This window comes from Pseudomonas sp. H3_A02 (genome assembly GCF_054671965.1).
Genome location: NZ_CP162807.1, coordinates 1,444,345 through 1,469,361 on the forward strand (window position 1 = coordinate 1,444,345; position 25,017 = coordinate 1,469,361).

Consider the following 25,017-nt stretch of genomic DNA (forward strand, 5'->3'; position numbering starts at 1 on the left):
TTCCCTGGATAAAGTTCAGACGACGTCGCGCTGGGTTTCGTTCAACAGCGCGATAGCGGCGGCTCCGACCTTGCGTACGGCCTCTTCGATCTGGGCCGTTGGCTTGGCAGCGTAGTTCATCCGCAGGCAGTTGCGGTACTTGCCCGATGCCGAAAAAATACTGCCGACGGCGACCTGCACGCCTTGGTCCAGCAGGACCCGATTGAGCTTCAGTGTGTCGAAGCCGTCGGGCAACTCGATCCACAGCATGAAACTGCCCCGTGGGCGACTGGCACGAGTGCCCGAGGGGAAGTAGCGGCTGACCCAGTCGATCATCACGTCGCGATTGCGCTGGTATTGCGTGCGCATCCGCCGCAAATGGGGTTCGAAATGCCCGCCCTTTAGAAATTCGGCAATGGCGATCTGCGGCTGTGGCGCGGTGGAGCCGGTGCTGATGTATTTCATGTGCAGCACCCGCTCCAGGTACCGGCCTGGCGCGACCCAACCAATGCGTAGGCCAGGCGCCAGGGTCTTGGAAAATGAACTGCAGAGCAGGACGCGGCCGTCTTCATCGAAGGACTTGATGGTGCGTGGGCGAGGGTATGTGTAGGCCAATTCTCCATACACATCATCTTCGATGATCGCCACGTCGAAGCGCTGTGCCAGGTTCAGCAGCGCGCGTTTATTGGCGTCGGGCATGATGTAGCCCAGCGGGTTGTTGCAGCTGGGGGTCAACTGTATGGCCTTGATCGGCCATTGTTCCAGGGCTAGTTCCAGTGCTTCCAGGCTGATGCCGGTGAGTGGGTCGGTGGGAATTTCCAAGGCCTTCATGCCCAGGCCCTTGAGGGTTTGCATGGCTCCGTGAAAGCTGGGTGAGTCCACCGCGACGATATCGCCTTGTTCGCAGGTGGCGCGGATGCTGACCGACAGAGCTTCGTGACAGCCGGTGGTGATGATCAGATCGTTGGGCCCCAGTTGGCAGCCAGAGTCCAGCGACAGCCGGGCGATCTGCTCGCGCAGTGCGAGGTTGCCGTAGATGTTGTCGTAATACAGGCCGGGCATGTCTTGCCGGCGGCTGATCTGCGCCAAGCTGCGCAGCAGCGGCTTCATGGTCGGTGAGTTGATGTCCGGCATGCCGCGTCCCAGCTGCACCACATCCGGGCGCGGTACGGCGCGTATCAGTTCCAGCACCTGGTCCCACTGGGAAATATCCACAGGGCGCTGGGCCGGCCGGCCTACCACCGGCAGGTCCGGCAATTCGCGGCCCACGGGTACGAAGTAGCCGGACTTGGGCCTAGGCATCGCCAGTCCACTGTCCTCCAGCACGCGATAGGCCTGCTGCACCGTACTCAAACTGACCCCATGTTCCGTGCTCAATGCCCGCACAGACGGCAGCCGGTCGCCGGGGCGGTAGAAGCCCTGTTCGATGCGGGAGCCGAGCAGTTCGGCGAGGTTCACGTAGAGGGTCATGGTGCGCTCCCGATGAGGTGGACAACTGCAACCGATACAGTTGAGGTGGAAAATGACGATTCAGTGCCGTAAATATCGAATCTGTATGCTTATAAAAGAAACTGGTTGAATCTGTATCGTTTTCGGTCGTCCGCGCATCATGAAACCTCTGGCTACCCAAGTAAACAGGAGCGATCAAAATGAACGGCTTGAGCGATGTGCGGCTGACGTTACACAGTCAGGAACTGGCGGCAGGGCAGGAGAAGGGGCTGCGCAGCGCGACATTGCGCAATGCGCCGTCCGGCCTGAGCCGCTGGGCCCTGTTCTGGCATCGTCTGCATACACGCAAGGCCTTGTTGGAACTTACACCCGAACAGTTGCGTGACGTCGGGCTGAGTCGGGAGCAGGCGCGGGAGGAGGGGCTCAAACCATTCTGGCGGCTTTGAAGCGGTGTGGGTCCTGAGATTGCTATCGCGGGCAAGCCTTGCTCCCACAGATTTGAAATTGACCTGTGGGAGCTAGGCCTGCCCGCGATAGCGTCATCCGTAGTGCTGAAGTTCTTTAAACCAACTCTTTCAATCGATGCCACAACATCCCCAGCGCCAACAGCGGTGAGCGTAAATGCTTGCCACCCGGGAAGGTCATGTGCGGAACCTGGGCGAACAAGTCAAAACCGCTGCTCTGCTGCCCGCTGATGGCTTCGGCCAACAGTTTGCCGGCCAGGTGCGTGGCATTCACCCCGTGGCCGGAATAGGCTTGGGCGTAATACACATTGGGCTGGTCCTTGAGCCGGCCGATCTGCGGCAAACGGTTGGCGCCGATGCCAATCATCCCGCCCCATTGATAATCGATGTTCACATCCGCCAGTTGCGGGAACACCCTGAGCATCTTCGGACGCATGTAGGCGCCAATGTCCTGCGGGTCGCGGCCGGAATAGTGACAGGCCCCGCCAAACAGCAAGCGTCGATCCGCCGAAAGCCGATAGTAATCCAGTGCCACCCGTTGGTCGCAGACGGCCATGTTCTGCGGCAACAGCGCCTGTGCCTGGGCCTGGCTCAAGGGTTCGGTGGCGATGATGTAGCTGCCGGCCGGCAGGACTTTGCCGCCGAGTTGCGGATTGAGTCCATTGAGGTAGGCGTTGCAGCCCAGCACCAGGGTCTTGGCGCGGACTGAGCCCTGATGGGTGTGCACTTTCACCTCGGTGCCGTAGTCGATGCGTGTGACCGCCGATTGTTCGAACAGCCGGACCCCCAGTTGCTGCGCGGCGGCGGCTTCGCCCAGGGCCAGGTTCAACGGATGCAAATGACCCGAACCCATGTCGATCAGTCCGCCGACGTAGCGATCCGAACCCACGACGCTGTGCATTTCATCAGCTTGCAGGAGTCGGGTTGGGTGGCGATAACCCAGGCTGCGCAATTCTTCGGCGTCTTCGGCGAAGCCTTCCAGGTCGCTGGGTTTGTTAGCGAGGTCGCAGTAGCCCCAGGTGAGATCGCACGGGATCTGAAAACGCTCGACGCGCTGTCGGACGATTTCCACGGCCTCAAGACCCATGAGTTTCATCTGGCGCACGCCATCGGTGCCGATGATCGGCGCGAACTGGTCGAGGCCATGACCGACGCCACGGATCAATTGCCCGCCGTTGCGCCCGCTGGCGCCCCAGCCGATCCGGTGCGCTTCCAGCAGCACCACGCTCATGCCGCGTTCGGCCAGTTCGATCGCTGTGTTCAATCCGGAGAACCCGCCGCCGACGACGCAGACATCCGCCCGCAACTCACCCTGCAGCAGCGGATGGTCCGGTTGCGGCAGGCTGCTGGCGGCGTAGTAGGAGGCGGCGTGCGCGTGGTTCGGGGCAGGTTGCTGAACACGGGCGTTCATGTGCGTAATCCTGATTATTGTGTTTGAGAAATTTTACGGAGCATAAGCCGGGGATTCCTTTCTGGGCAACACCGGTCGGTTGGCGCTGTCTGGCTCTCGGCCTTTAAGGCAGAATCCCGGTTTGTCCCTCTCGGTAACCGCCTCGATGAGCTGCAACAGTCAAAAAATCCGCACGCTACGCCAGCAGATTCCCACGTTCGAGTGCGTACCGGGCTGCCATGACTGCTGCGGTCCGGTCACCACCTCGCCCGAGGAAATGGCCCGCTTGCCCCGCAAGACCCGCGCCGAACAGGACGCGGCCTTGGAAGCCCTGGACTGCGTGCACCTGGGGCCCAACGGTTGCACGGTCTACGACGAGCGGCCGCTGATCTGCCGACTGTTTGGTACCACGGCGACCTTGCCCTGCCCCAATGGCCGGCGGCCGGTGGAGCTGATCCATCCGCGGGTCGAGAAACAGATTCATGAATACATGGCCAGCACCCGGCAGGTGTTGGTCTAGCAGGCAGCGATACCGAGTCGTGGCCTTCGCGAGCAAGCTTGCTCCCACAAATGGATCTTCATTGCTCACAAGAAGGTATTCACTGCCGCACGATGTGGGAGCTAGCTAGCTTGCTCGCGAAAGCGGCCGTCCAGATAACCATTGCCTTGAGCCAGACTCAATCCGGAATCGGCAGGTTCAAGCTCTCCTTCACTTCTTCCATCACGATGTAGCTCTTGGATTCGCGCACGTGGGGCAGTTTGAGCAGGATATCCCCCAGCAGCTTGCGGTACGACGCCATCTCGGAAATCCGCGCCTTCACCAGATAGTCGAAATCTCCTGACACCAAGTGACATTCCAGCACGTGAGGCAATTTCAGCACGGCGCGTCGGAACTCTTCGAAGGTGTCGCCGGACTTGTAGTCGAGACTGATCTCGACAAACACCAGCAGGCTGCCCTTCAAGTGCTGCGGATTGAGCCGGGCGTTGTAGCCCATGATGATGCCCTCGCGCTCCAGGCGCCGGACCCGCTCGGTACAGGGCGTGGTCGAAAGGCCGACCTTTTCCCCCAGCTCGGTGAAGGAGATCCGTCCGTCCGCCTGGAGAATCCGCAGGATGTTGCGGTCGATCTTGTCCAGCTCGCGCTTGGTCTGGGTGTTGGTACGCACAGGTGATGCGCCTCCATGAAAAGGGGTTTTGCCGAGAATTCTCGCCAAATATAGGTGTTTATATAGTGAAAAGCACTGGCTGATCTTTTTTACACTGCGCCCATCAAAGCTATGTACAACAAACGTCAGCGGATCATCCGCGATGAGGGCATCAACATGCGCGTTCTGGTCTTGGGTAGCGGCGTCATCGGTACCGTCAGTGCTTATTATCTGGCCCGTGCCGGGTTTGAAGTGGTGGTGGTCGACCGTCAGCCAGCGCCTGCCATGGAAACCAGTTTCGCCAACGCCGGCCAGGTGTCGCCGGGTTATGCCTCGCCGTGGGCCGCGCCGGGCGTGCCGCTCAAGGCCATCAAGTGGCTGCTGCAACGCCATGCGCCACTGGCGATCAAGGCCACTGCCGACATCGATCAATACCTGTGGATGGCCCAGATGCTGCGCAATTGCACCGCCAGCCGCTATGCCATCAACAAGGAGCGCATGGTGCGCCTGTCCGAGTACAGCCGTGACTGCCTCGACGAGCTGCGCGCCGAAACCGGCATTGCCTACGAAGGGCGTAGCCTCGGGACTACACAGCTGTTCCGCACCCAGGCCCAGCTCGATGGCGCGGCAAAAGACATCGCTGTATTGAAAGAGTCTGGCGTACCATTCGAAGTGCTCGACCGCGAAGGCATCGCCCGGGTCGAGCCGGCCCTGGCCAATGTCACCGACATCCTGGCCGGTGCCTTGCGCCTGCCTAACGACCAGACCGGCGACTGTCAGATGTTTACTACGCGCCTGGCGGAAATGGCGGTGAAGCTGGGTGTGCAATTCCGCTTCGGCCAGGACATCCAGCGCCTGGACTTCGCTGGCGATCGCATCAACGGTGTCTGGATCGACGGCAAGCTGGAAACCGCCGACCGCTACGTCCTGGCCCTGGGCAGCTACTCACCGCAACTGCTCAAGCCGTTGGGGATCCGCGCGCCGGTATACCCGCTCAAGGGCTACTCCCTGACCGTGCCGATCACCAACCCGGCGATGGCCCCGACCTCGACCATTCTCGACGAAACCTACAAAGTGGCGATCACCCGGTTCGACAATCGCATTCGCGTGGGTGGCATGGCGGAAATCGCCGGTTTTGACCTGTCCCTCAATCCACGTCGGCGCGAAACCCTGGAGATGATCGTCAACGACCTTTATCCTCAGGGCGGCGATCTGGCCCAGGCCAGCTTCTGGACCGGCCTGCGCCCGACCACCCCGGACGGCACGCCCATCGTGGGTGCCACACCGTTCAAGAATCTGTTTCTGAATACCGGCCACGGCACCCTCGGATGGACCATGGCCTGTGGTTCCGGTCGCCTTTTGGCCGACCTGATGGCGAAGAAAAAGCCGCAGATCAGCGCCGAAGGCCTCGATATTTCCCGTTATGGCAGCAAACCCCAGGAGTCTGCAAAACATGTCAATCCAGCGCCAGCTCACCAATGACCGCATGAGCCAGGTTGTCGTGCACAACGGCACCGTTTACCTGGCGGGGCAGGTCGGCGACGACATGAACGCCGGTATTGAACAGCAGACTCGTGAATGCCTGGCCAATATCGAGCGTTTGCTGGATTTGTCCGGGACCGACAAGACGCGGCTGTTATCGGTGACGATCTACCTGAAGGACATCGAGGCCCACTTCCAAGGCATGAACGCCATCTGGGACAACTGGTTGCCCAAAGGCGTTGCCCCGGCCCGGGCCACGGTGGAGGCCAAGCTGTGTGAGCCAGAGATCCTGGTGGAGCTGTCCGTCGTGGCTGCGCTGCCTTAGTTCCGGCCTAAACGATCCCTCTTCCGGCGCTGTGGTTGGTTCACCCTGCCAGCCCGCGTCGGTTTTTTATTCATGACCGCCTAGAAGCCTGCCGCCATGCGTCCTGCCCGTGCCCTGATCGACCTCCAAGCCCTGCGTCACAACTACCAATTGGCCCGCGAAGTCACGGCGGCCAAGGCCCTTGCGGTAATCAAGGCCGACGCCTACGGACACGGTGCGGTGCGGTGCGCCGAGGCCCTGCAGGACACGGCGGACGGGTTCGCCGTGGCCTGTATCGAAGAAGCCTTGGAACTGCGGGCCGGCGGGATCCGTGGGCCGGTCCTGCTGTTGGAAGGTTTTTTTGAAGCCGATGAGCTGCCGTTGATCGTCGAGCACGATTTCTGGTGCGTGGTGCATTCGTTGTGGCAGCTCGAAGCGATTGAAAAAACCGCGCTGAGCCAGCCGATCACGGTCTGGCTCAAGCTCGATTCCGGCATGCACCGGGTCGGCCTGCATCCGGCGGATTACCAGGCGGCCTACCGTCGCCTGCTCGCCAGCGGCAACGTGGCAAAGATTGTCTTGATGAGCCACTTCGCCCGTGCCGATGAATTGCACGACCCCAGCAGCACCGAGCAACTGGCGATATTCGACAAGGCCCGCCAGGGCCTGGTGGCGCAGATCAGCCTGCGCAACTCACCGGCGGTGCTGGGCTGGCCACAGATACCCAGCGACTGGGTGCGCCCGGGCATCATGCTCTACGGGGCCACGCCCTTTGACGAGCCCAATGCCGTCGCCTCGCGCCTGCAACCGGTGATGACCCTGGAGTCGAAAATCATCAGCGTGCGCGAATTGCCCGCCGGCGAACCGGTGGGCTATGGCGCCCGCTTCGTCACCACGCAACCGACTCGGGTTGGCGTGGTTGCCATGGGCTATGCCGACGGCTACCCACGCCAGGCGCCCACCGGGACCCCGGTGCTGGTGGATGGACAGCGCAGCCAGCTGGTCGGCCGGGTGTCGATGGACATGCTGGCTGTCGACTTGACCCATATCCCCCAGGCCGGGCTCGGCTCGGCCGTGGAGTTGTGGGGCAAAAACATCCTCGCCAGTGACGTCGCCAAGGCCGCTGACACGATTCCCTATCAGATTTTCTGCAACCTTCGGCGGGTGCCACGGCTCTATTCCGGGGCCTGACACAAAGCGTAACCTACCGAAAGTCGCTTCACCGCACAGGATTCGGGTCAAAGTGTTGTAAATACTGAACGCTGTCGCCATGATAACGGTCACTTTCCACACAACCTGATTCCCTGGAGGCTCCAGCATTGGACGTCGGTGAACGACTGCAATCCATTCGTAAACTCAAAGGCCTTTCCCAGCGTGAACTCGCCAAGCGCGCGGGCGTCACCAACAGCACTATTTCGATGATCGAGAAGAACAGCGTCAGCCCCTCGATCAGTTCGCTGCGTAAGGTCCTTGGCGGGATTCCCATGTCCATGGTCGAGTTTTTCTCCGAAGAGATCCTTCAGGAAAAACCGACCCAGATCGTCTACAAAGCCAACGAACTGATCGACATCTCCGATGGCGCCGTGACCATGAAGCTGGTGGGCCGAGCACATCCGAGCCGGGCGATTGCCTTTCTCAACGAGATCTATCCGCCGGGTGCCGATACCGGTGAAGAGATGCTCACCCATGAGGGCGAGGAAACCGGGATCCTGGTGGAAGGGCGGCTGGAATTGGTGGTCGGTGTCGAAACCTTCGTGCTTGAAGCTGGCGACAGCTACTATTTCGAAAGCACCAAGCCCCACCGTTTCCGTAATCCGTTCGACGTGCCGGCGCGACTGATCAGCGCAGCCACACCGGCCAATTTCTAGACCAAGAGGCGCCAGGCCCGCGTGGCAAAGGCGCCCACTTGTTGGGCTGTCATGACAAACAAGACCCTTGCGACTTTGGGGTTGTTTCAGAGTGACAGGCTTACCGCTATACTTGCGCCCGCCTGCAAACCGTGGCCGCAGGCGTGACTAGCCACCATTGAGGGTGTACGCGTGAACCTAATTATGAAAATGCTGGCTGCACCAGCAACCGTATTGGCCCTATGGGCTGCGACCGCTCAAGCGGCGCCGAACGACGAAATCGCCAAGCGCCTTGAACCCGTCGGCCAGGTCTGCGTCCAGGGCAAGGAATGCAAGGGTATGGAAGTGGTGGCTTCGGCTGGCGGCGCTGGCGGTGCCAAGAAGCCGGCTGACGTGATTGCAAAACATTGCAATGCTTGCCACGGTACTGGCCTGCTGGGCGCGCCGAAAATCGGTGACAAGGCTGCCTGGAAAGAGCGCGCCGATCATCAGGGCGGTCTCGACGGCATCCTGGCCAAGGCCATCACCGGCGTTAACGCCATGCCGCCAAAAGGCACCTGCGCCGACTGCTCGGATGACGACCTCAAGGGCGCCATCAAAGAGATGTCTGGCCTGTAATACGCCGACATCCTTCACAAAAAAGCCGCTTACGAGCGGCTTTTTTGCGCCCGGGATTTTTCGGGGCTGTTCATCGCAACCAAGACCCGGCAAGCTCGGTCCAACCCACATTCATGGAATGTCCTGGAGGGTCCGATGGTGCAGTTGTGTTCAATCGAACAGGCGGTGGATGACGTGCTCGAGCGCCTGCCCGCGCATATTCACCTCGGCATGCCCCTGGGGCTGGGCAAGCCCAACCTGTTCGCCAACGCGCTGTACCGGCGCATCGCCCAACTGCCCGAGCGACAGCTGACGATCTACACCGCCCTGAGCCTGGGACGGCCGAACCTGGGCGATGGTTTGCAGAAGCGCTTCCTCGAACCCTTTATCGAACGGATCTTCGGTGATTACCCGGAGCTGGATTACCTGGCCGACCTGCACCGGGACAGCCTGCCGGCCAACATACGGGTCGAGCAGTTTTTCATGCAGCCTGGCAGCCTGCTGCACAGCGCGTCGGCCCAGCAGGACTACGTCAGCAGCAACTACAGCCATGCGGCCCGGGACATCAACGCCGCCGGCTTGAACCTGGTGGCGCAACTGGTGGCGAGCGCCCCGGAACACCCGGATCGCCTGAGCCTGAGCTGCAACCCGGACATCACCCTCGACCTGCTGCCGATGATCGCCAAGCGCCGGGCGGCCGGGGAGACGATTCTCCTGGTCGGCCAGGTGCACAACGATTTGCCCTACATGCCGGGCGACGCGGAAGTCGGCATCGACGCTTTCGACCTGTTGATCGACGAGAAAGACAGCCACACATTGTTTTCCACGCCGAACATGCCGGTGGGCTTCCAGGACCATTTGATCGGCTTGCACGCCAGTACCTTGGTGCGCGACGGCGGGACGCTGCAGATCGGCATCGGCGCCATGGGCGATGCCTTGACGGCGGCGTTACTGGCGCGCCAAGCCGATAACGCCGGTTACCAGGCGCTGCTGGCGGACCTGAACCTTAGCCAGTGGGCGCAACTGATCGAGCGCGAGGGCGGGGTCGAGCCGTTTGCCAAAGGGCTGTACGGTTGCAGTGAAATGTTCGTCAACGGTTTGCTGGTGCTGGCCGAGGCCGGGATCATCCGGCGCAAGGTCTACCCCGACGAGCCGACCCAGGAACGGGCCAACGCCGGGACCCTCGACGAGGCGGCACAACCCGACGGTATCTGCATACACGGCGGATTCTTCCTCGGTCCGCGCAGTTTTTATGAGCGCCTGCGCGAGTTGCCGCAGAGCCGTCTGCTCGAATTCAACATGACGCGCATCAGCTACATCAACGAGCTGTACGGCCAAGAGCAGCTCAAGCGCCTGCAGCGCCTCGATGCCCGTTTCATCAACACGGTCTTCACCATGACCCTGATGGGGGCCGGGGTGGCCGATCAGTTGGCAGACGGGCGGGTGCTCAGCGGCGTGGGCGGGCAGTACAACTTCGTTGCCCAGGGCCATGCGCTGGAAGGCGGGCGTTCGATCCTGCTGCTGCGCAGTTGGCGCGAGGCCGGGGGCGAGATCAGCTCGAACATTGTCTGGGAGTACGGTCATTGCACGATTCCTCGGCACCTGCGCGACATCGTGGTGACCGAATACGGCATCGCCGACCTGCGCGGCAAGACCGACGCCGCGGTGATCGAAGCATTGCTGAACATCAGCGATTCACGCTTCCAGCCCGGGCTGATCGAGCAGGCGCAAAAAGCCGGCAAGTTACCGAAGGATTTCCGCCTCGATCCGCGGTTCGCCGACAACACATCGGAGCGGTTGCAGGCGATCCAGGCACGGCATCCGAATCTGTTTCCCGAATACCCGCTGGGTTGTGATTTCGACGCAATAGAGCGGGATCTGTTGCGAGCGCTGAACTGGCTCAAGAGCAAGTTCAAGCTCACCGAGATCCTGGAGCTGGGCAAGGCCGCGCTGGATGCGCCGGAGCCTTCGGCGTTTCCCGAGCATTTGGAGCGGATGCAGTTGGCGAGCCCTGAGGGACTGAAAGAAGAGCTGGCCCAGCGGTTGTTGCTCGCCGGTCTCAAGACCACTGCTATTTAATGACCGACACAGATCCCTTGTGGGAGCGGGCTCGCTCGCGAATGCGGTGTGACAGTCGATATATTTCTGGCCGATACACCGCATTCGCGAGCAAGCCCGCTCCCACAGGGGGAGATCGGGGCTGATCAATCGATGAAGGTGACAACGCCGTCCGCCAGCGACTTCACCCGAGCCAACGACTCGACGCGATAACCCTGGGCATCCAGTTCCGCGCGGCCGCCCTGGAACGACTTCTCGATCACGATCCCCAAGCCTGCCACGGTGGCGCCGGCCTGCTTGATGATGGAAATCAGCGCCTGGGAAGCTTTGCCGTTGGCCAAAAAGTCATCGATGATCAGCACCCGGTCACTGCTGGTCAGGTGACGTGGGCTGATGGCGACGGTGCTTTCGGTCTTCTTGGTGAACGAATACACGGTGGCCGACAGCAGGTTCTCCGTCAGGGTCAGGGACTGTTGCTTGCGGGCGAAGATCACCGGTACGCCAAGGTTCAGCCCGGTCATGATTGCCGGGGCAATGCCCGAGGCTTCGATGGTGACGATCTTGGTGATGCCCGAATCCTTGAACAGCGCGGCGAATTCGTCGCCGATCAGCTTCATCAATTGCGGGTCGATCTGGTGGTTCAGGAAAGCGTCGACTTTCAGGACCTGATCGGAAAGCACGATGCCTTGTTCACGAATTTTCTGGTGCAGGGCTTCCATGAAGCCTCCTCTGATGACGCGTCAGCGCCTGAAGTCGGTAAAAAGTAATCAATTCTAGCGCTTTAACATTGCGCGTATATCCGCCAGGGCACTGTTGCCACGAACGACTTTGACTTCCGTCGGCGTGTCGTCGTTGCCTTCCCAGGCCAGGTCGTCCGGCGGCAGCTCATCGAGAAAGCGGCTGGGGGCGCAGTCGATCACTTCGCCGTATTGCTTGCGCTTGGCGGCGAAGGTGAAGGCCAGCGTCTGGCGTGCCCGAGTAATACCGACGTAGGCCAGGCGCCGTTCTTCCTCGATGGTGTCGGCCTCGATGCTGGAGCGGTGCGGCAGGATTTCTTCTTCCATGCCCATGATGAACACGTAGGGAAACTCCAGGCCCTTGGAGGCGTGCAGCGTCATCATCTGCACGCCTTCGGCGCCTTCTTCCTCTTCCTGCTGGCGCTCGAGCATGTCCCGCAGCACGAGTTTTCCGATGGCGTCCTCCACCGTCATGTCGCCGTCTTCGTCTTTCTCCAAGGTGTTCTTCAATGCCTCGATCAGGAACCAGACGTTGCTCATGCGGTAGTCGGCCGCCTTGTCGCTGGAGCTGTTGGTGCGCAGCCAGTTCTCGTAGTCGATGTCCATCACCATGCTGCGCAGCGCTGAAATCGGATCTTCCCCGGCGCACTGTTCGCGGACCTTGTCCATAAAGCGCTTGAAGCGCGCCAGGCGGTCGGTGAAGCGGCTGTCCAGATGTTCGCCCAGGCCGATTTCATCGGTGGCGGCGTACATCGAGATCTTGCGCTCGGTGGCGTAGTTGCCGAGTTTTTCCAGGGTGGTCGAACCGATTTCCCGGCGCGGCACGTTGATCACCCGCAGGAAGGCGTTGTCGTCGTCCGGGTTCACGATCAGGCGGAAGTAGGCCATCAGGTCCTTTACTTCCTGGCGTCCGAAAAAGCTGTTGCCCCCCGACAGGCGATAGGGAATCTGGTGATGCTGCAGTTTCAGCTCGATCAGCTTGGCCTGGTAGTTGCCGCGGTAGAGGATCGCAAAGTCGCTGTACGGCCGGTCGGTGCGCAGGTGCAGGCTGAGGATTTCCATGGCCACGCGCTCGGCCTCGGCGTCTTCGTTGCGGCAACGGATCACACGGATCTCGTCGCCGTGGCCCATCTCGCTCCACAGTTGTTTTTCGAACTCGTGGGGGTTGTTGGAAATTAGCACGTTGGCGCAGCGCAGGATGCGGCTGGTGGAACGGTAGTTCTGCTCCAGCATCACCACTTTGAGCGACGGGTAGTCGTCCTTGAGCAACATCAGGTTTTCCGGCCGCGCGCCGCGCCAGGCGTAGATCGACTGGTCGTCGTCGCCCACCACGGTGAACTGGTTGCGTTTGCCGATCAGCAGCTTCACCAGCAAGTACTGGCTGGCGTTGGTGTCCTGGTATTCGTCCACCAGCAGGTAGCGGACCTTGTTCTGCCATTTTTCGAGAATGTCGGCGTGGTCCTGGAACAGCTTGACCGGCAACAGGATCAGGTCGTCGAAGTCCACCGCATTGAACGCCTTGAGCGTGCGCTGATAGTGGGTGTAGACGATGGCGGCGGTCTGCTCCTTGGGGTTGCGGGCGTTTTCCAGGGCTTCGGGCGGCAGGATCAGGTCGTTTTTCCAGGCGCCGATCATGTTCTTGATCTCATCCACGCCGTCGTCGCCCGAGTATTCCTTCTGCATGATGTCGGTCATCAGGGCCTTGACGTCGGTCTCGTCGAAAATCGAGAAGCCCGGTTTGTAGCCCAGTCGCGCATGCTCCTTGCGGATGATGTTCAGGCCCAGGTTGTGGAAGGTACACACCGTCAGGCCGCGCCCTTCGCCGGCGCGCAACAGGCCGCCGACCCGCTCTTTCATTTCCCGGGCGGCCTTGTTGGTGAAGGTCATGGCGACGATGTATTGGGCGCGGATGCCACAATTCTGGATCAGGTGCGCGATCTTGCGGGTGATTACGCTGGTCTTGCCGGAGCCTGCACCGGCGAGCACCAAAAGAGGGCCGCCGACATAGTTCACGGCTTCTTGCTGCCGGGGATTGAGTCGGGACATGACAGAGTCAGGGAGTCGTTTGCGAAATGGGCCGGCATTTTAACAGGCTCTGAGAATTGTGCTGCTCTGTCCGACTTGTGACGCACACAGGATTGTCATTTGCCGCTTCTGCCACTTTCACGCAGGATGTGGAACCAATTGGGTCCTGCGCGGCATTTGGAGCGGGAAAAACCACCGAAAGCGCGTGTTTGAGAACCGTTGGCATTGGTCATTGCCCATCGGCAGGTCATAATGCCCGGCGCCTACCACCTTGCAGAGTCTAGGGAGTCAGCTTGTCAACGCCTGTCGAACCCTTGCGTTTGCTGTTATTGGCCCAAGAGCCAGAGTGGTCAGCAATATTGCGCGAGTGCCTGGTGCCCATGGGGCCCTCGGTCGTGTTGATCAGCGCCCCGAGCTGGGAGTCAGTCAGCAGCCTGTTCGAAGACAATCGCAACGCGGTGTTGTTGACCGTAGCGGCGTTGCAACCAGCGCCGGGCCGTTGCAGCCTGCCGACCATCCTGTTGCTTGAGCACGAGCCGGCGGCTGCCCCCGACGGCGTCAGCGACTGGCTGGTACGCGACGTGCTCGACAGTGCGACCCTGCGTCGTTGCCTGCGCCATGTGCGCGAGCGCGGCGTGCTGGAAAACACCTTGCAGCGCCTCGCCGAACAGGACCCGTTGACGGGCATCGCCAATCGCCAGGGCTTTCAGACCTTGCTGGCGGCGCGCCTGGCGGAAAACGACGGCCGTGGCCTGGCGCTCGGTCACCTGGACCTGGACAACTTTCGCCACGCCAACGACGCCCTCGGCCACCAGGCCGGCGACCGCTTGATCTTGCAAGTGGTGTCGCGGCTCAAGGGTTCACTCGAGGCCGGCGATCAATTGGCGCGGCTGGGCAGCGATGAATTCGCCTTGCTGATCGACACCCGTCGCGCACCGCAGCGGGCCGAGTGGATGGCCGAGCGGATTACCGAAGCATTGGCCGAGCCTTATTGGGTGGACGGCGAAAGCCTGCTGATCGGCTGCAGCCTGGGGGTTGCCCATGCTCGCGCCCAGGCTGGCGCCGATCCGCTGATGTGGCATGCCCACATCGCCATGCAGCAGGCCAAGAGCACCCAGGGCTGCACCTTTCATATCTTCAACGAACGTATCAATCGCAATGCCCGCAGCCTTGCCGACCTGGAAAGCGAACTGCGCCGGGCACTGCGCCGCGACGAGCTGGAGCTGCATTACCAGCCGCGGCTGGACCTCGATGGCGGCCACATCGTCGGCCTTGAAGCCCTGGTGCGCTGGCGTCATGGTGAACGCGGCTTGCTGCCACCGAGTGAGTTCGTGCCGCTGGCTGAACAGAGCGGCCTGATCGTGCCGCTGGGCTACTGGGTGATTTCCCGGGCGCTGCGGGACATGCAGGCTCTGCGCGAACGGGGGCTGGCGCCGTTGCACATGGCGGTCAACCTGTCGTTCCGGCAGTTCCAGGACAGCCAGTTGTTGCCGACCTTGAGCCGGCTGATTGCCGAGCGAGGTGTCGAGGCGCAATGGCTGGAGTTCGAACTCACCGAAACTGCCGTCATGCGCCGCAGCGAATTGGTCAAGCAGACCATGGATGCCCTGGGCCGCCTGGGGGTGCGCTTCTCCCTGGACGACTTCGGCACCGGGTTCTCCTCATTCGTGCACCTCAATAGCCTGCCGATCGCCTTGCTCAAGATCGACAAGAGCTTCGTTGGCGGCATGGAGCAGCGCGAAGAGAACCGCAAACTGGTGCACGCCATGATCAACCTGGCCCACAACCTCAACCTGGAGGTGGTGGCCGAAGGTGTGGAAACCCAGGAACAACTGGACCTGCTACGCGGTTTTGGTTGCGACCAGGTGCAGGGTTTCCTGATCAGCAAGCCGTTGCCGTTGCCAGAGTTGGTTGAGTACCTGACATTTGACGGCAATCAGCAGCCCATACTGGAAATGAGCTGACCCAAAACCCTGTGGGAGCGAGCTTGCTCGCGATAGCGGTGTGTCAGTCAAAGTCGATGTGACAGGCCTATCGCCATCGCGAGCAAGCTCGCTCCCACAAGGGAAACTCATTCAGTCTGAACGACCTCGAAACCCTGCTGCCCGGGTTCACGCCTGATCATCCGCTTCATCTTCCATTCAAACGCCAGGGTCAGGCTCACGGCCGCGCAGGCCAGCCCCAGAGCCAGGCCCCACCAGACACCGGTCGGTCCCCAGTTCAGGTGGAACGCCATCCACCAGGCCGACGGTGCGCCGATCAGCCAATAGCAACCCAGGCCCACCAGGAAGGTGGTCTTGGCGTCCTTGAGCCCGCGAATGCAGCCCATGGCGATGGTTTGCGTGCCGTCGAACAGCTCGAACCACGCCGCCACCGCCAACAGGCTCACGGCCAGGTTGATCACATCGCGGAACGCCGGGTCGTCGTGGTCCAGGAACAAACCGATCAATTGATGGGGCAACAGCCAGAACACCATGGCAAACGCCAGCATCGCGGCCGCGCCAAAACCAATGCCGACTCGACCGGCCAGACGCGCCATCAACAGCTGCCCGGCGCCGTAGTGCTGGCCGATGCGCATGGTGATGGCATAGGACATCCCGGCCGGCACCATGAACGCCACCGAGACGATTTGCAGGGCGATCTGGTGGGCCGCCAACGGCGTGCTGCCCATGGTGCCCATGCACAGCGCGGCGAACGCGAACAGCCCGACTTCCACTGCGTACGTGCCGCCAATCGGCAGACCCAGGCGCCACAGTTCCTTGAGGTATTGGCGATTGGGCCGCGACAGGCCATCAAGCAGCGGATAGGCACGGTAGGCCGGGTGCCGATGGATGTGCCAGGCCAGCGCCAGGGCCATGCAATTGGCGACGATGGCCGTGACCAGGCCGATGCCCATCAAGCCGAGTTTCGGCAGGCCGAACATGCCGGTGATGAGCGCGTAGTTGAGCAGGAAGTTGGCCACCGTGCCGCCCAGGCTGATCACCATGACCGGCGTGGCCCGGCCGATGGCGCTGGTGAAGCCGCGCAGGGCCATGAAGCTCAGGTAGCCGGGCAGGGCGAACGGCAGCGCAAGCAGGAACTGTCCGGCGGACAACACGTTGGTTTCGGTCTGGCCGAACATCAGCAGCACGGGCTTGAGGTTCCACAGCAGCAACCCGGCCATCAACGCCATCAACCAGGCCAGCCAAAGCCCGGCCTGGGTCAGCCGGGTGGCGCCTTCGACATCGCCCGCGCCCTGGCGGATCGCGACCAGGGTGCCCACCGCGGCGATCACGCCGATGCAGAAGATCGACACGAACGAATAGGTGGCCGCCCCGAGCCCGCCACCGGCGAGGGCTTCAGGGCTCAGGCGCGCCATCATCACCGTGTCGGTCAGCACCATCAGCATGTGCGCCAACTGCGAGGCGATCAACGGCCCCGCCAGCCGCAGGATGGCCCAGAGTTCGGTACGCACCGGATGCTGCATGATCATCACGCTCCATGTTTAAACAAGGCAGTAAAGCGACGATTCTCGGCGCTCTCGGCGGATTGCACAAAAGGATAAAAAAGATCGCTGGCATGATTAAAACTCATGCTGGATGGGTTTCTGGTAGGGTTTGCAGACCACGCCATGGAGCTTTTGCGATGCCCCGTCGTCTTCCTCCTCTCTATGCGTTGCGGGCATTCGAAGCCGCGGCGCGCTACAGCTCGTTCACCCGGGCCGCCGAAGAACTGTCGATCACCCAGAGCGCCGTCAGCCGGCACATTCGCACGCTGGAGGATCACTTTGCCTGCCGGCTGTTCCAGCGCAGCGGCCGCAACCTGCAATTGACCGAGGCGGCGCGATTGTTGTTGCCGGGCGTGCGGGAGGGCTTCATGGCGCTGGAGCGGGCCTGCCACACCTTGCATGGCGAAGACGGCATCCTGCGCATGAAAGCGCCTTCCACGTTGACCATGCGCTGGTTGTTGGCGCGCCTGAGTCGCTTCCGGCATTTGCAGCCCGGCAACGAGGTGCAACTGACCAGTGCCTGGATGGACATCGATTCGGTGGACTTCAACGTCGAGCCCTTCGATTGCGCCGTATTGCTGGGCAACGGGCATTTTCCGGCGGACTGGGAGGCCAGTTTGCTGTTCCCCGAGGAATTGATTCCGGTGGGCGCGCCGAACCTGTTGAACGATCAGCCTTGGGATGTGGCGCGGTTGGCCAGTGCTGAACTGCTGCATCCGACGCCGGATCGCCGGGATTGGCGCAACTGGCTGCAACGCATGGGCCTGTCCGATAAGGTCTCGCTCAAGGGGGGGCAGGTGTTCGATACCCTGGAGCTGGGCATGATCGCTGCGGCGCGTGGCTATGGGGTTTCCATGGGCGACTTGTTGATGGTGGCCGAGGACGTTGCCCAGGGACGCTTGAGCCTGCCCTGGCCGACGGCTGTCGCCAGCGGTGAGCACTATTACCTGGTCTGGCCGAAAACCCGGCCGGGAGGTGAACGTTTGCGCCGGCTCAGCGACTTCCTCCAAGGCGAGGTCAAGGCCATGCAACTGCCCGATGTACAACGCCTGGGCTGAAACGTTGAAGTTGGCGTGCTAGCCACTTGGCATTAATCCGTCCAAACCGCTCAAGTATTTGGCGTTGCCGCCGAATCCGTGAAGATGGAACCCTCGTTCAGAAAGGGTCTACTCACACCTCACCCGAATAAAATGCCGAGCGTGCGACGTGATCAGGATGATCCGGTCTCTCGGCCAGGAGCCGTCATGTCTCAACCCCGTGCCCGGATCGCCTCACAGCTAGGCCTTGCCCTCGCCGTGATACTGGCGATCGTGATCTCCGGCAGTACCGTCTTCGCCTTGCGTTCGCTGGACACTGCCAACCTTGCCACCCGTGAAGAGCACTTGGCCAGCGAAGCGCGCCTGATGGCCGACCAGCTCAATACCTTCCACAGCACCCTGCGCGAGAGCACTCAGCGCTTGGCCGGTCTGTTCGAAAAGCGCTTCAGCGCGGGCCTGAGTGTGCATCCGGACCAGCCGGTGACGGTGGCGGGCGTACAAACTCCAGGCTTGAACCTGGGCAGCGAAGTGTTGAACAACAACTTCAAGGAAGTGGACGAGTTCAAGGCGATGACCGCCGGGGTGGCCACAGTCTTCGTGCGCAGCGGCGACGATTTCATCCGCGTCAGTACCTCGGTCAGTAAACAGGACGGTACACGGGCCATCGGCACCGTGCTTGACCGCGCCGGCCCGGCCTACGGCCCGGTGATCAGTGGGCAGAGCTACATTGGTCGGGCCCTGCTTTTCGGACGCTTCTACATGTCGCAGTACACGCCTGTACGCGACAGCAGCGGCAAGATCATTGCCGTGTTGTACGTAGGCTTCGATTACACCGACGCGCAGAACGCGCAGTTCGAAAACCTCAAGCGCTTCCGCATCGGCCAGACCGGTTCCCTGGCGCTGCTGGACGAACAAAACAAATGGCTGGTGCCGCCCGCCGGCGTGCAGGCGCTGGACAACGCTACCGCGGCCATCACCGGCTTGATCAAAAAGCCGGGCAAGGGCGCGTTCTGGGCCGATACCGCCGAAGATTTCTACAGCGTTGCCGTACCGTTCGAGGGGGGGCCGTGGGCGGTGGTGGCGAGCATGCCGAAAACCGAGATCCGCGCCGTGACCTGGAGCGTCGGTATGCAACTGGCCATCGGCAGCCTGCTGGCGATGCTGTTGGCGGTCGGTTCGGCGATGTGGTTGTTGCGCAGCAAACTGGCACCGCTGGGGGATCTGGTGCGCCAGGCCGAGGCGTTGGGCGCCGGCGACCTGAGCGTGCGCCTGAATGTGTCGAGCCATGACGAAATCGGTCAGTTGGCCCGTGCCTTCAACCAGATGAGCCAGGCCCTGTCGACCATGGTCGAGCACATCCGCAAGGCCTCCCAGGAGGTCAACAGCCGCGCCCAGGCCCTGTCCGGGTTGTCCAGCGGAGCGTACGAAGGCATGGAACAGCAGTCCGGCGAGATCACCAGCATGGCTGGCGCGGTGGAGGAGTTCAGTGCGACCTCCTTGAACATTGCCGACAACATGGGCAACACCGAGCGCCTGGCCCAGGAAAACGCCCAGCAAACCCGCATTGGTCGGACCTCGATGGATGAAGCGTCGTCCTCCCTGGAGCAAATCGCCGGCGCGCTGAACAGCACGGCCACGGTCATCAATACCCTGGGCCAGCGGTCCCAGGAAATCGGCGGCATCGTGGGGGTCATTACCTCGATTGCCGAGCAGACCAACCTGTTGGCCTTGAACGCGGCCATTGAAGCTGCCCGCGCCGGCGAGCAGGGCCGTGGTTTCGCCGTGGTGGCCGATGAAGTCCGCAGCCTGGCGTCCCGCACCCGCCAGGCCACGGACGAAATCTCCAGCATGATCAACAGCATCCAGCAGGAAACCGGCAATGCCATCAGCACGATGGAGCAGGGCAATTTGTTGATGCAGGAAGGTCTGTCGCGCAACGCCAATGTGGCCTCGGCCCTGGCGCGCATCGACGAGCAGAGCCGCTCGGCTGGCCAGCAATTCGCGGCGATCACCACCGCCACCCAGGAACAAAGCAGCACCGCAACCCTGCTCAGCAGCAACCTGCAGAGCATCGCCATGGCCAACAGTGAACAGCGCCAAGTGGTCTCGAACCTGGCCCTCACTGCCAAGGAGCTGGAAAAACTGGCCCAGGACCTGCGCCAAGAGGTTGATCGGTTCCGCTGAGGCTTCCTGTCACAAGCCCGCTCCCAGAGATTCCCTGTGGGAGCGAGCTTGCTCGCGAAGGCGGCTTTCCAGCCACACCCCTGTCAGCTGACTCACCGCCATCACGAGCATTCACCACCGTCCTCTCAGCTCAACGCTGAACCTCAAGCCAATCCCTTTCCTGTGGCGAGGGAGCTTGCTCCCGCTGGCCTGCGAAGCAGGCCCCAGAAGAGACTCCATTAGCCGGCTTTGCGGCTGCTGCGCAGCCGAGCGGGAGCAAGCTCTCTTGCCACGGGTTCTGGGTTGTCCGAGCTGACGTCATCGCGAGCAAGCTCGCTCCCACAAAAAGCTGTCGATCGTGTAGTCGTGCTTTTTTAAGGTTATTGCTGTTTTTAAGCTTGCTGAAACGTTTCTTCAAGACTATAAAAACCGCACAACTCCAATAAAAGGTCGCGTCCATGACTCCGCTCAAACTCCTCGTTACCCTTGGCGCCCTGGGCGCTGCTTCCCAGGCGATGGCTTGGGATTACGTCCTGCTGGATACCGATAAAGCCGCCCAACCCTGGCAAATCACCAGCCAGCAACTCGGCGTGAAGACCGACAAGCCCTTTTCCGTGACGATGCGCACCCTGCACGGCGGCCGGCAGGAAGGCGTCAGCGTGGTCGACATCGACAACGGCACCCTGAAGCTTTCAGTCGTCCCGACCCGTGGCATGAACGTGCTGCAGGCGTCAGTCGGTGATGTGCGCATGGGTTGGGATTCGCCCGTCAAGGAAGTGGTCAACCCGGCGTTCATCGAGCTCAACGGCCGAGGCGGGTTGGGCTGGCTCGAAGGCTTCAACGAGCTGGTTACCCGCTGCGGCTACGAATGGGTCGGCCATCCCGGCATGGACAACGGCGAGCTGCTGACCCTGCATGGTCGCGCCGCCAATATCCCCGCCAACAAAGTCACCTTGCACATCGATGAAAAACCACCCTACGCCATCACCCTGCGAGGCGAGTTGAAGGAGCAGGCGTTCAAGAAGGTCGATTTCTCGGTGCAAACCGAACTGGTCACCGAGCCCGGCAGCGTGACGTTCGCGCTCAACGACACGCTGACCAACAACGGCGATTACCCGAAGGAATACCAAGCGCTCTACCACAGCAATTTCAGCACGCCTTTCCTGGAGCAAGGCGCTCGTTTCGCGGCCCCGGTCAAGCAGGTCTCGCCGTTCAACGACAAGGCCAAGGGCGACTTGCCCGATTGGCAAACCTACCGGGCCCCGACCAAGGATTACGACGAAACCGTCTACAACGTCGTGCCCTACGCCGACGCCAAGGGCGACACTCTCACCGTGCTGCACAACAAGGCCGGCAGCCTCGGGGTATCGGTAGGCTTCAACACCAGCACGCTGCCCGTATTCTCCCTGTGGAAAAACACCGATACCCAAGGCCAGGGCTACGTGACCGGGTTGGAGCCAGGCACCAGTTTTTCCTATAACCGCCGCTATCAGCGCCCCCTGGGCCTGGTGCCCACGATCGGGCCGAAGGAGCACAAGCAATTCCAGATCCATTACAGCCTGTTGGCGGACAAGGGCGCTGTGGATAAGGCGCTCAAGCGCATCGATGCGATCCAGAACGGTCAAAAAACCGAGGTACGGCAAACACCATTGGTAGACCTGAGCAAACCGTAAAGCGGTCACGCCGTAGCCGGCCGATACTGCAACGCTTCGGCCAGGTGCTCGCGGCGAATGCTCCCCGCTTGCTCCAGGTCCGCCAGTGTCCGGGCGACCTTGAGCAAGCGGTGAGCGGCACGTAGCGACAGGGTCAGCCGCTCGCAGGCGGTTTCCAGCCAGGTTTCATCGGTTGTGGATAACTTGCAGTGTCGGCGCAAGCCGGGCAGGTCGAGGAAGGCGTTAGCGCAGCCCTGGCGCTTGTGCTGGCGTTCCCGGGCTTCGGCTACGCGTTCCGCGACCGTGGCCGTATCGTCTCCGGGGTCGCGCTTGGGGTTCAACGCCGTGGCCTCCCGGGCGACGGTCAGGTGCAGGTCGATGCGGTCCAGCAGCGGGCCGGAGAGTTTGTTGCGGTAGCGCTGCACCATGTCCGGTGTACAGGCGCAGCGGCCGCTGGGCTCGCCAAGATAGCCACAGGGGCAGGGATTCATCGCCGCCACCAACTGGAAACGGGCAGGGAAGCGGACTCGATCCCGGGCGCGGGATACCACGATGTGCCCGGACTCCAGCGGTTCTCTCAAGACCTCCAGCACCTTGCGGTCGAATTCCGGCAGCTCATCCAGAAACAGCACGCCATGGTGGGCGAGGGTGATCTCCCCTGGCTGCGGCTTTGACCCGCCACCCACCAGCGCCGGGCCGGAAGCCGAGTGGTGTGGCTGGCGAAACGGGCGTTGCGGCCAATGGCTCAACGGCACGCAACTGGCCACCGACTGGATGGCCGCGACCTCCAGGGCTTCGCTCTCGGCCAGCGGCGGCAACAGCCCTGGCAAGCGGCTCGCCAGCAGGGTCTTGCCGGTGCCGGGTGGCCCGCTGAACAACAGGTTGTGAGCCCCCGCAGCGGCAATCAGCAAGGCCCGCTTGGCCCCGGCCTGGCCTTGTACTTCATTCAGGTCCGGGTAAGGCTTGCTGGCCGAGAGCAGTCCATTGGAAACGAACGGCTCGACCGGCGTGTGACCGTTGAAGTGCGCTACCGCTTCGAGCAGATGATCCACGGCGATCACCTTCAACCCCGAGGCCAGGCAGGCTTCCTCGGCATTGGCCCGTGGCACCACCAGCGTGCGCCCGGCCTGGCGCGCCGCCAGCGCCGCAGGCAATACCCCGCGCACCGGTCGCACCGCGCCGGACAAGGCCAGTTCACCGAGGCATTCCACGTCGTCCAGCGTCAGGGTCGGCACCTGCACGCTGGCCGATAGGATCCCCAAGGCGATGGCCAGGTCGAAGCGCCCGCCGTCCTTGGGCAGGTCCGCCGGCGCCAGGTTCAGGGTGATGCGCCGCGCCGGAAAATTCAGCCCCGAATTGATGATCGCGCTGCGCACCCGATCCTTGCTTTCCTTCACCGCCGCTTCCGGCAGGCCAACCATCGTCAGCGACGGCAAGCCATTGGCCAGGTGAACTTCAACGGTAACGGCAGGAGCCTCGACCCCCACTTGGGCGCGGCTATGGACAATGGCGAGCGACATGAATCGTTCCTTGAGTGAATGGGGGGCCGCGTCCTGCGGCTTTTGAAGGTTAGTCGTGGGATGAGTTTGGGCATGGCAATTGAATGGGGAAATTTTGGCAGGATGTTGCGGAGCGCTGAGCAGCCTGAGTGGCTATAGAGGGTGGGTGGCATGACGCCATTAAGGTCCCAGTTCTCTTCTACACTCCTAGTTACTTAAAGGGAGGGGGTCGCATGAAGCTCTTGACTTGGCTGATAGCAATTATTGTGTTGGTGGGGTGTGCAGGTCATAAAGGGACGGATTACCAGAATGCCAAATTGCACATGCTTTACATTGATGGGGATGGAAACCTCATTGATCCAAACCAAAAAACAATCATCGGTGAACGAGGCGATCTGAAGAAAACAAAAGCCGATGAGAAGATGTATCTCGAGAGGATTTTTCAGAATTATATAGCGCTCCGAAACAAGGATAAAAAATTAAGAATTACCTTGTTCATACACGGCGGCTTGAATAATTTTTCTACAGCGGTTGATCGTCCTGGAAGAATGGTCGATGACATGCTCGCTGATCATCAATACCCTATCTTTATTGCTTGGAATTCCGATTTCTGGCCTAACTATGCTGACCATCTATTTAGAATTCGAAAAGGGCTTAATAGACCGGTGCTGGGTGCGATGACCTCTCCCGTTGTGTTGATCGAGGATTTAGGGCGGTCCTTGGTCAGGGTTCCATCATCGATGTACAAGGAAATTTCAGACCCGGTCGCGGTGTCCAAAAGCGTCAATAGCGTTGATGAAGCAGACTACCAGAGAAGAGTTGATAAACTGGACGATATGGGATTTCAAGTAAGTAATTCGCCGCCCCATGTCGGTGTCGGCAGTGATTACTATACCGTGTGGAATCCAGTCAAGTTGGGGATGGCCCCCTTGGTCGACGGCTTTGGAACCGGGGCATGGGATGGAATGCTGCGTCGTACTGACTTGGTGCTGACTAAAAATATCGCGTTTGAAGGCGATTTAATCACCGAGCCAGATAAAGAGTTCAAGGGGCCGGTTCGCTACGCTGATACAGCCGTTACCGCACTGCTCCATCGTTTGGAAAAAAAGGGCGATCAACAGGGTTCCCCATATCCCGTTGATGGGAGTGAGATAAATATTGTTGGGCATAGTATGGGGGCGATCGTCGCGGTTAATATCCTTGCCAGGCATCCGGATATTAACGTGAATAACCTGGTGTTTATGGGCGCTGCAGCGCGGGTAAAAGAAGTCGAGAACGTTGTTGTGCCTTGGTTGGTAACAAGGCCTGAAGTGGACTTCTGGAATTTGAGCTTGGACCCATACAGAGAAATTGGTGAAAATTTCTTTCATGACTTCATGCCGCGCGGGAGTCTCTTGAACTGGATTGACTATACGTTTGGCGAAGTCAATTCATTCAAGGATCGAACGGCTGGGTCTTGGTGGAATATGACGCGGTTGGCTGAAGATGTTTTCCCGAATGCCCAGGTTGTTGATGACGTGGCATGTTACAGACCGCTGCGCAATAGGGTGCACTTAACTCGCTTCCCCATCGATAATCACGGTAAGTGGCCACAAAAACATGGAGAGTTTGCAGACTACAAGTTCTGGCGGGAGAGCTACTGGATGGCTGAGTCTGCGGTGAAACTGGACAGGCCATAAAGGTTCACGGTAGCCAATGTGAA

At 61.0% G+C, this 25,017-nt stretch carries 20 protein-coding genes and 1 pseudogene; 14 read left to right on the forward strand and 7 right to left on the reverse strand.

Annotated features, from left to right (window positions below; translation table 11 throughout):
- Positions 1–15: 15 nt before the first annotated feature.
- Positions 16–1,449 (reverse strand): aminotransferase-like domain-containing protein, encoded by a 1,434-nt coding sequence (locus AB4N80_RS06100; RefSeq protein WP_460081157.1) that lies wholly within the window; start codon positions 1,447–1,449, stop codon positions 16–18.
- Between the two features lie 179 nt (positions 1,450–1,628).
- Between AB4N80_RS06100 and AB4N80_RS06105 the strand changes: the two genes are divergently transcribed.
- On the forward strand, positions 1,629–1,874 hold the full coding sequence (locus AB4N80_RS06105) for a DUF1127 domain-containing protein (RefSeq protein ID WP_053126531.1): 246 nt from the start codon (positions 1,629–1,631) through the stop codon (positions 1,872–1,874).
- Positions 1,875–1,989: 115 nt separating this feature from the next.
- On the opposite strand, the gene AB4N80_RS06110 is transcribed toward AB4N80_RS06105, so the two are convergent.
- Complete coding sequence (locus AB4N80_RS06110; protein ID WP_460081159.1) at positions 1,990–3,303, reverse strand: NAD(P)/FAD-dependent oxidoreductase; 1,314 nt, start codon at positions 3,301–3,303, stop codon at positions 1,990–1,992.
- 145 nt (positions 3,304–3,448) lie between these two features.
- Here AB4N80_RS06110 and AB4N80_RS06115 point away from each other — a divergent pair, with 145 nt between their 5' ends.
- Positions 3,449–3,802 carry a YkgJ family cysteine cluster protein gene (locus AB4N80_RS06115; protein ID WP_122567552.1) on the forward strand — a complete coding sequence of 118 codons (354 nt, stop codon included), beginning with the start codon at positions 3,449–3,451 and terminating at the stop codon, positions 3,800–3,802.
- A gap of 157 nt (positions 3,803–3,959) precedes the next feature.
- Here the strand turns inward: AB4N80_RS06115 and AB4N80_RS06120 are convergent, their stop codons facing one another.
- The gene (locus AB4N80_RS06120; protein WP_003206849.1) at positions 3,960–4,448 is read right to left on the reverse strand and encodes an Lrp/AsnC ligand binding domain-containing protein; all 489 of its coding nucleotides are present in this window, start codon (positions 4,446–4,448) and stop codon (positions 3,960–3,962) included.
- 156 nt (positions 4,449–4,604) lie between these two features.
- Between AB4N80_RS06120 and dadA the strand changes: the two genes are divergently transcribed.
- From dadA to AB4N80_RS06150, 6 genes are all read left to right on the forward strand, one after another.
- On the forward strand, positions 4,605–5,909 hold the full coding sequence (dadA, locus tag AB4N80_RS06125) for a D-amino acid dehydrogenase (RefSeq protein WP_092204785.1): 1,305 nt from the start codon (positions 4,605–4,607) through the stop codon (positions 5,907–5,909).
- A complete protein-coding gene (locus AB4N80_RS06130; RefSeq protein ID WP_305468824.1) occupies positions 5,881–6,234 on the forward strand; it encodes a RidA family protein in 354 nt (117 codons plus the stop codon). Before dadA ends, AB4N80_RS06130 begins: the two co-directional genes overlap by 29 nt.
- A 96-nt stretch (positions 6,235–6,330) precedes the next feature.
- On the forward strand, positions 6,331–7,404 hold the full coding sequence (alr, locus tag AB4N80_RS06135; RefSeq protein WP_305468823.1) for an alanine racemase: 1,074 nt from the start codon (positions 6,331–6,333) through the stop codon (positions 7,402–7,404).
- A gap of 128 nt (positions 7,405–7,532) precedes the next feature.
- Positions 7,533–8,081, forward strand: a complete 549-nt coding sequence (locus tag AB4N80_RS06140) for a cupin domain-containing protein (RefSeq protein ID WP_003206841.1) — start codon at positions 7,533–7,535, stop codon at positions 8,079–8,081.
- Positions 8,082–8,264: 183 nt separating this feature from the next.
- Positions 8,265–8,678 carry a c-type cytochrome gene (locus AB4N80_RS06145; protein WP_122567549.1) on the forward strand — a complete coding sequence of 138 codons (414 nt, stop codon included), beginning with the start codon at positions 8,265–8,267 and terminating at the stop codon, positions 8,676–8,678.
- Positions 8,679–8,813: 135 nt separating this feature from the next.
- The gene (locus AB4N80_RS06150; protein WP_122567548.1) at positions 8,814–10,736 is read left to right on the forward strand and encodes an acetyl-CoA hydrolase/transferase C-terminal domain-containing protein; all 1,923 of its coding nucleotides are present in this window, start codon (positions 8,814–8,816) and stop codon (positions 10,734–10,736) included.
- 125 nt (positions 10,737–10,861) lie between these two features.
- Here AB4N80_RS06150 and AB4N80_RS06155 read toward each other — a convergent pair whose 3' ends face one another.
- Both AB4N80_RS06155 and rep read right to left on the reverse strand, forming a co-directional pair.
- Entirely contained in the window at positions 10,862–11,434 is a 573-nt protein-coding gene (locus AB4N80_RS06155) for a xanthine phosphoribosyltransferase (protein ID WP_122567547.1), read from the reverse strand.
- 54 nt (positions 11,435–11,488) lie between these two features.
- The gene (gene rep, locus AB4N80_RS06160) at positions 11,489–13,498 is read right to left on the reverse strand and encodes a DNA helicase Rep (protein ID WP_122567546.1); all 2,010 of its coding nucleotides are present in this window, start codon (positions 13,496–13,498) and stop codon (positions 11,489–11,491) included.
- Between the two features lie 272 nt (positions 13,499–13,770).
- On the opposite strand from rep, the gene AB4N80_RS06165 reads away from it, so the two are divergent.
- On the forward strand, positions 13,771–15,441 hold the full coding sequence (locus AB4N80_RS06165) for a putative bifunctional diguanylate cyclase/phosphodiesterase (protein ID WP_122567545.1): 1,671 nt from the start codon (positions 13,771–13,773) through the stop codon (positions 15,439–15,441).
- Between the two features lie 107 nt (positions 15,442–15,548).
- On the opposite strand, the gene AB4N80_RS06170 is transcribed toward AB4N80_RS06165, so the two are convergent.
- Entirely contained in the window at positions 15,549–16,943 is a 1,395-nt protein-coding gene (locus tag AB4N80_RS06170) for a NorM family multidrug efflux MATE transporter (RefSeq protein ID WP_305471294.1), read from the reverse strand.
- Between the two features lie 158 nt (positions 16,944–17,101).
- On the opposite strand from AB4N80_RS06170, the gene AB4N80_RS06175 reads away from it, so the two are divergent.
- From AB4N80_RS06175 to AB4N80_RS06190, 4 genes and pseudogenes are all read left to right on the forward strand, one after another.
- Positions 17,102–18,022 carry a LysR substrate-binding domain-containing protein gene (locus tag AB4N80_RS06175; protein WP_122567544.1) on the forward strand — a complete coding sequence of 307 codons (921 nt, stop codon included), beginning with the start codon at positions 17,102–17,104 and terminating at the stop codon, positions 18,020–18,022.
- 345 nt (positions 18,023–18,367) lie between these two features.
- A pseudogene (locus AB4N80_RS06180) lies at positions 18,368–19,282 on the forward strand (Cache 3/Cache 2 fusion domain-containing protein); the annotation flags it as partial.
- 180 nt (positions 19,283–19,462) lie between these two features.
- Entirely contained in the window at positions 19,463–20,185 is a 723-nt protein-coding gene (locus AB4N80_RS06185; protein WP_436278732.1) for a methyl-accepting chemotaxis protein, read from the forward strand.
- Between the two features lie 437 nt (positions 20,186–20,622).
- Complete coding sequence (locus AB4N80_RS06190; protein ID WP_122567542.1) at positions 20,623–21,837, forward strand: aldose 1-epimerase family protein; 1,215 nt, start codon at positions 20,623–20,625, stop codon at positions 21,835–21,837.
- A 5-nt stretch (positions 21,838–21,842) separates the two neighbouring features.
- Here the strand turns inward: AB4N80_RS06190 and AB4N80_RS06195 are convergent, their stop codons facing one another.
- On the reverse strand, positions 21,843–23,336 hold the full coding sequence (locus AB4N80_RS06195; RefSeq protein WP_122567541.1) for a YifB family Mg chelatase-like AAA ATPase: 1,494 nt from the start codon (positions 23,334–23,336) through the stop codon (positions 21,843–21,845).
- Between the two features lie 212 nt (positions 23,337–23,548).
- On the opposite strand from AB4N80_RS06195, the gene AB4N80_RS06200 reads away from it, so the two are divergent.
- Complete coding sequence (locus tag AB4N80_RS06200; RefSeq protein WP_460081166.1) at positions 23,549–24,994, forward strand: hypothetical protein; 1,446 nt, start codon at positions 23,549–23,551, stop codon at positions 24,992–24,994.
- Positions 24,995–25,017: the final 23 nt, after the last annotated feature.

What these genes read in the sequence shown, in the direction of transcription:
- AB4N80_RS06100 (WP_460081157.1), bottom strand. Translation starts at nt 1,449, where the DNA reads ATGACCCTCTACGTGAACCTCGCCGAACTGCTCGGCTCCCGCATCGAA.
- AB4N80_RS06105 (WP_053126531.1), top strand. Translation starts at nt 1,629, where the DNA reads ATGAACGGCTTGAGCGATGTGCGGCTGACGTTACACAGTCAGGAACTG.
- AB4N80_RS06110 (WP_460081159.1), bottom strand. Translation starts at nt 3,303, where the DNA reads ATGAACGCCCGTGTTCAGCAACCTGCCCCGAACCACGCGCACGCCGCC.
- AB4N80_RS06115 (WP_122567552.1), top strand. Translation starts at nt 3,449, where the DNA reads ATGAGCTGCAACAGTCAAAAAATCCGCACGCTACGCCAGCAGATTCCC.
- dadA (WP_092204785.1), top strand. Translation starts at nt 4,605, where the DNA reads ATGCGCGTTCTGGTCTTGGGTAGCGGCGTCATCGGTACCGTCAGTGCT.
- AB4N80_RS06130 (WP_305468824.1), top strand. Translation starts at nt 5,881, where the DNA reads ATGTCAATCCAGCGCCAGCTCACCAATGACCGCATGAGCCAGGTTGTC.
- alr (WP_305468823.1), top strand. Translation starts at nt 6,331, where the DNA reads ATGCGTCCTGCCCGTGCCCTGATCGACCTCCAAGCCCTGCGTCACAAC.
- AB4N80_RS06145 (WP_122567549.1), top strand. Translation starts at nt 8,265, where the DNA reads ATGAAAATGCTGGCTGCACCAGCAACCGTATTGGCCCTATGGGCTGCG.
- AB4N80_RS06150 (WP_122567548.1), top strand. Translation starts at nt 8,814, where the DNA reads ATGGTGCAGTTGTGTTCAATCGAACAGGCGGTGGATGACGTGCTCGAG.
- AB4N80_RS06155 (WP_122567547.1), bottom strand. Translation starts at nt 11,434, where the DNA reads ATGGAAGCCCTGCACCAGAAAATTCGTGAACAAGGCATCGTGCTTTCC.
- rep (WP_122567546.1), bottom strand. Translation starts at nt 13,498, where the DNA reads ATGTCCCGACTCAATCCCCGGCAGCAAGAAGCCGTGAACTATGTCGGC.
- AB4N80_RS06170 (WP_305471294.1), bottom strand. Translation starts at nt 16,943, where the DNA reads ATGCAGCATCCGGTGCGTACCGAACTCTGGGCCATCCTGCGGCTGGCG.
- AB4N80_RS06175 (WP_122567544.1), top strand. Translation starts at nt 17,102, where the DNA reads ATGCCCCGTCGTCTTCCTCCTCTCTATGCGTTGCGGGCATTCGAAGCC.
- AB4N80_RS06185 (WP_436278732.1), top strand. Translation starts at nt 19,463, where the DNA reads ATGGCTGGCGCGGTGGAGGAGTTCAGTGCGACCTCCTTGAACATTGCC.
- AB4N80_RS06190 (WP_122567542.1), top strand. Translation starts at nt 20,623, where the DNA reads ATGACTCCGCTCAAACTCCTCGTTACCCTTGGCGCCCTGGGCGCTGCT.
- AB4N80_RS06195 (WP_122567541.1), bottom strand. Translation starts at nt 23,336, where the DNA reads ATGTCGCTCGCCATTGTCCATAGCCGCGCCCAAGTGGGGGTCGAGGCT.
- AB4N80_RS06200 (WP_460081166.1), top strand. Translation starts at nt 23,549, where the DNA reads ATGAAGCTCTTGACTTGGCTGATAGCAATTATTGTGTTGGTGGGGTGT.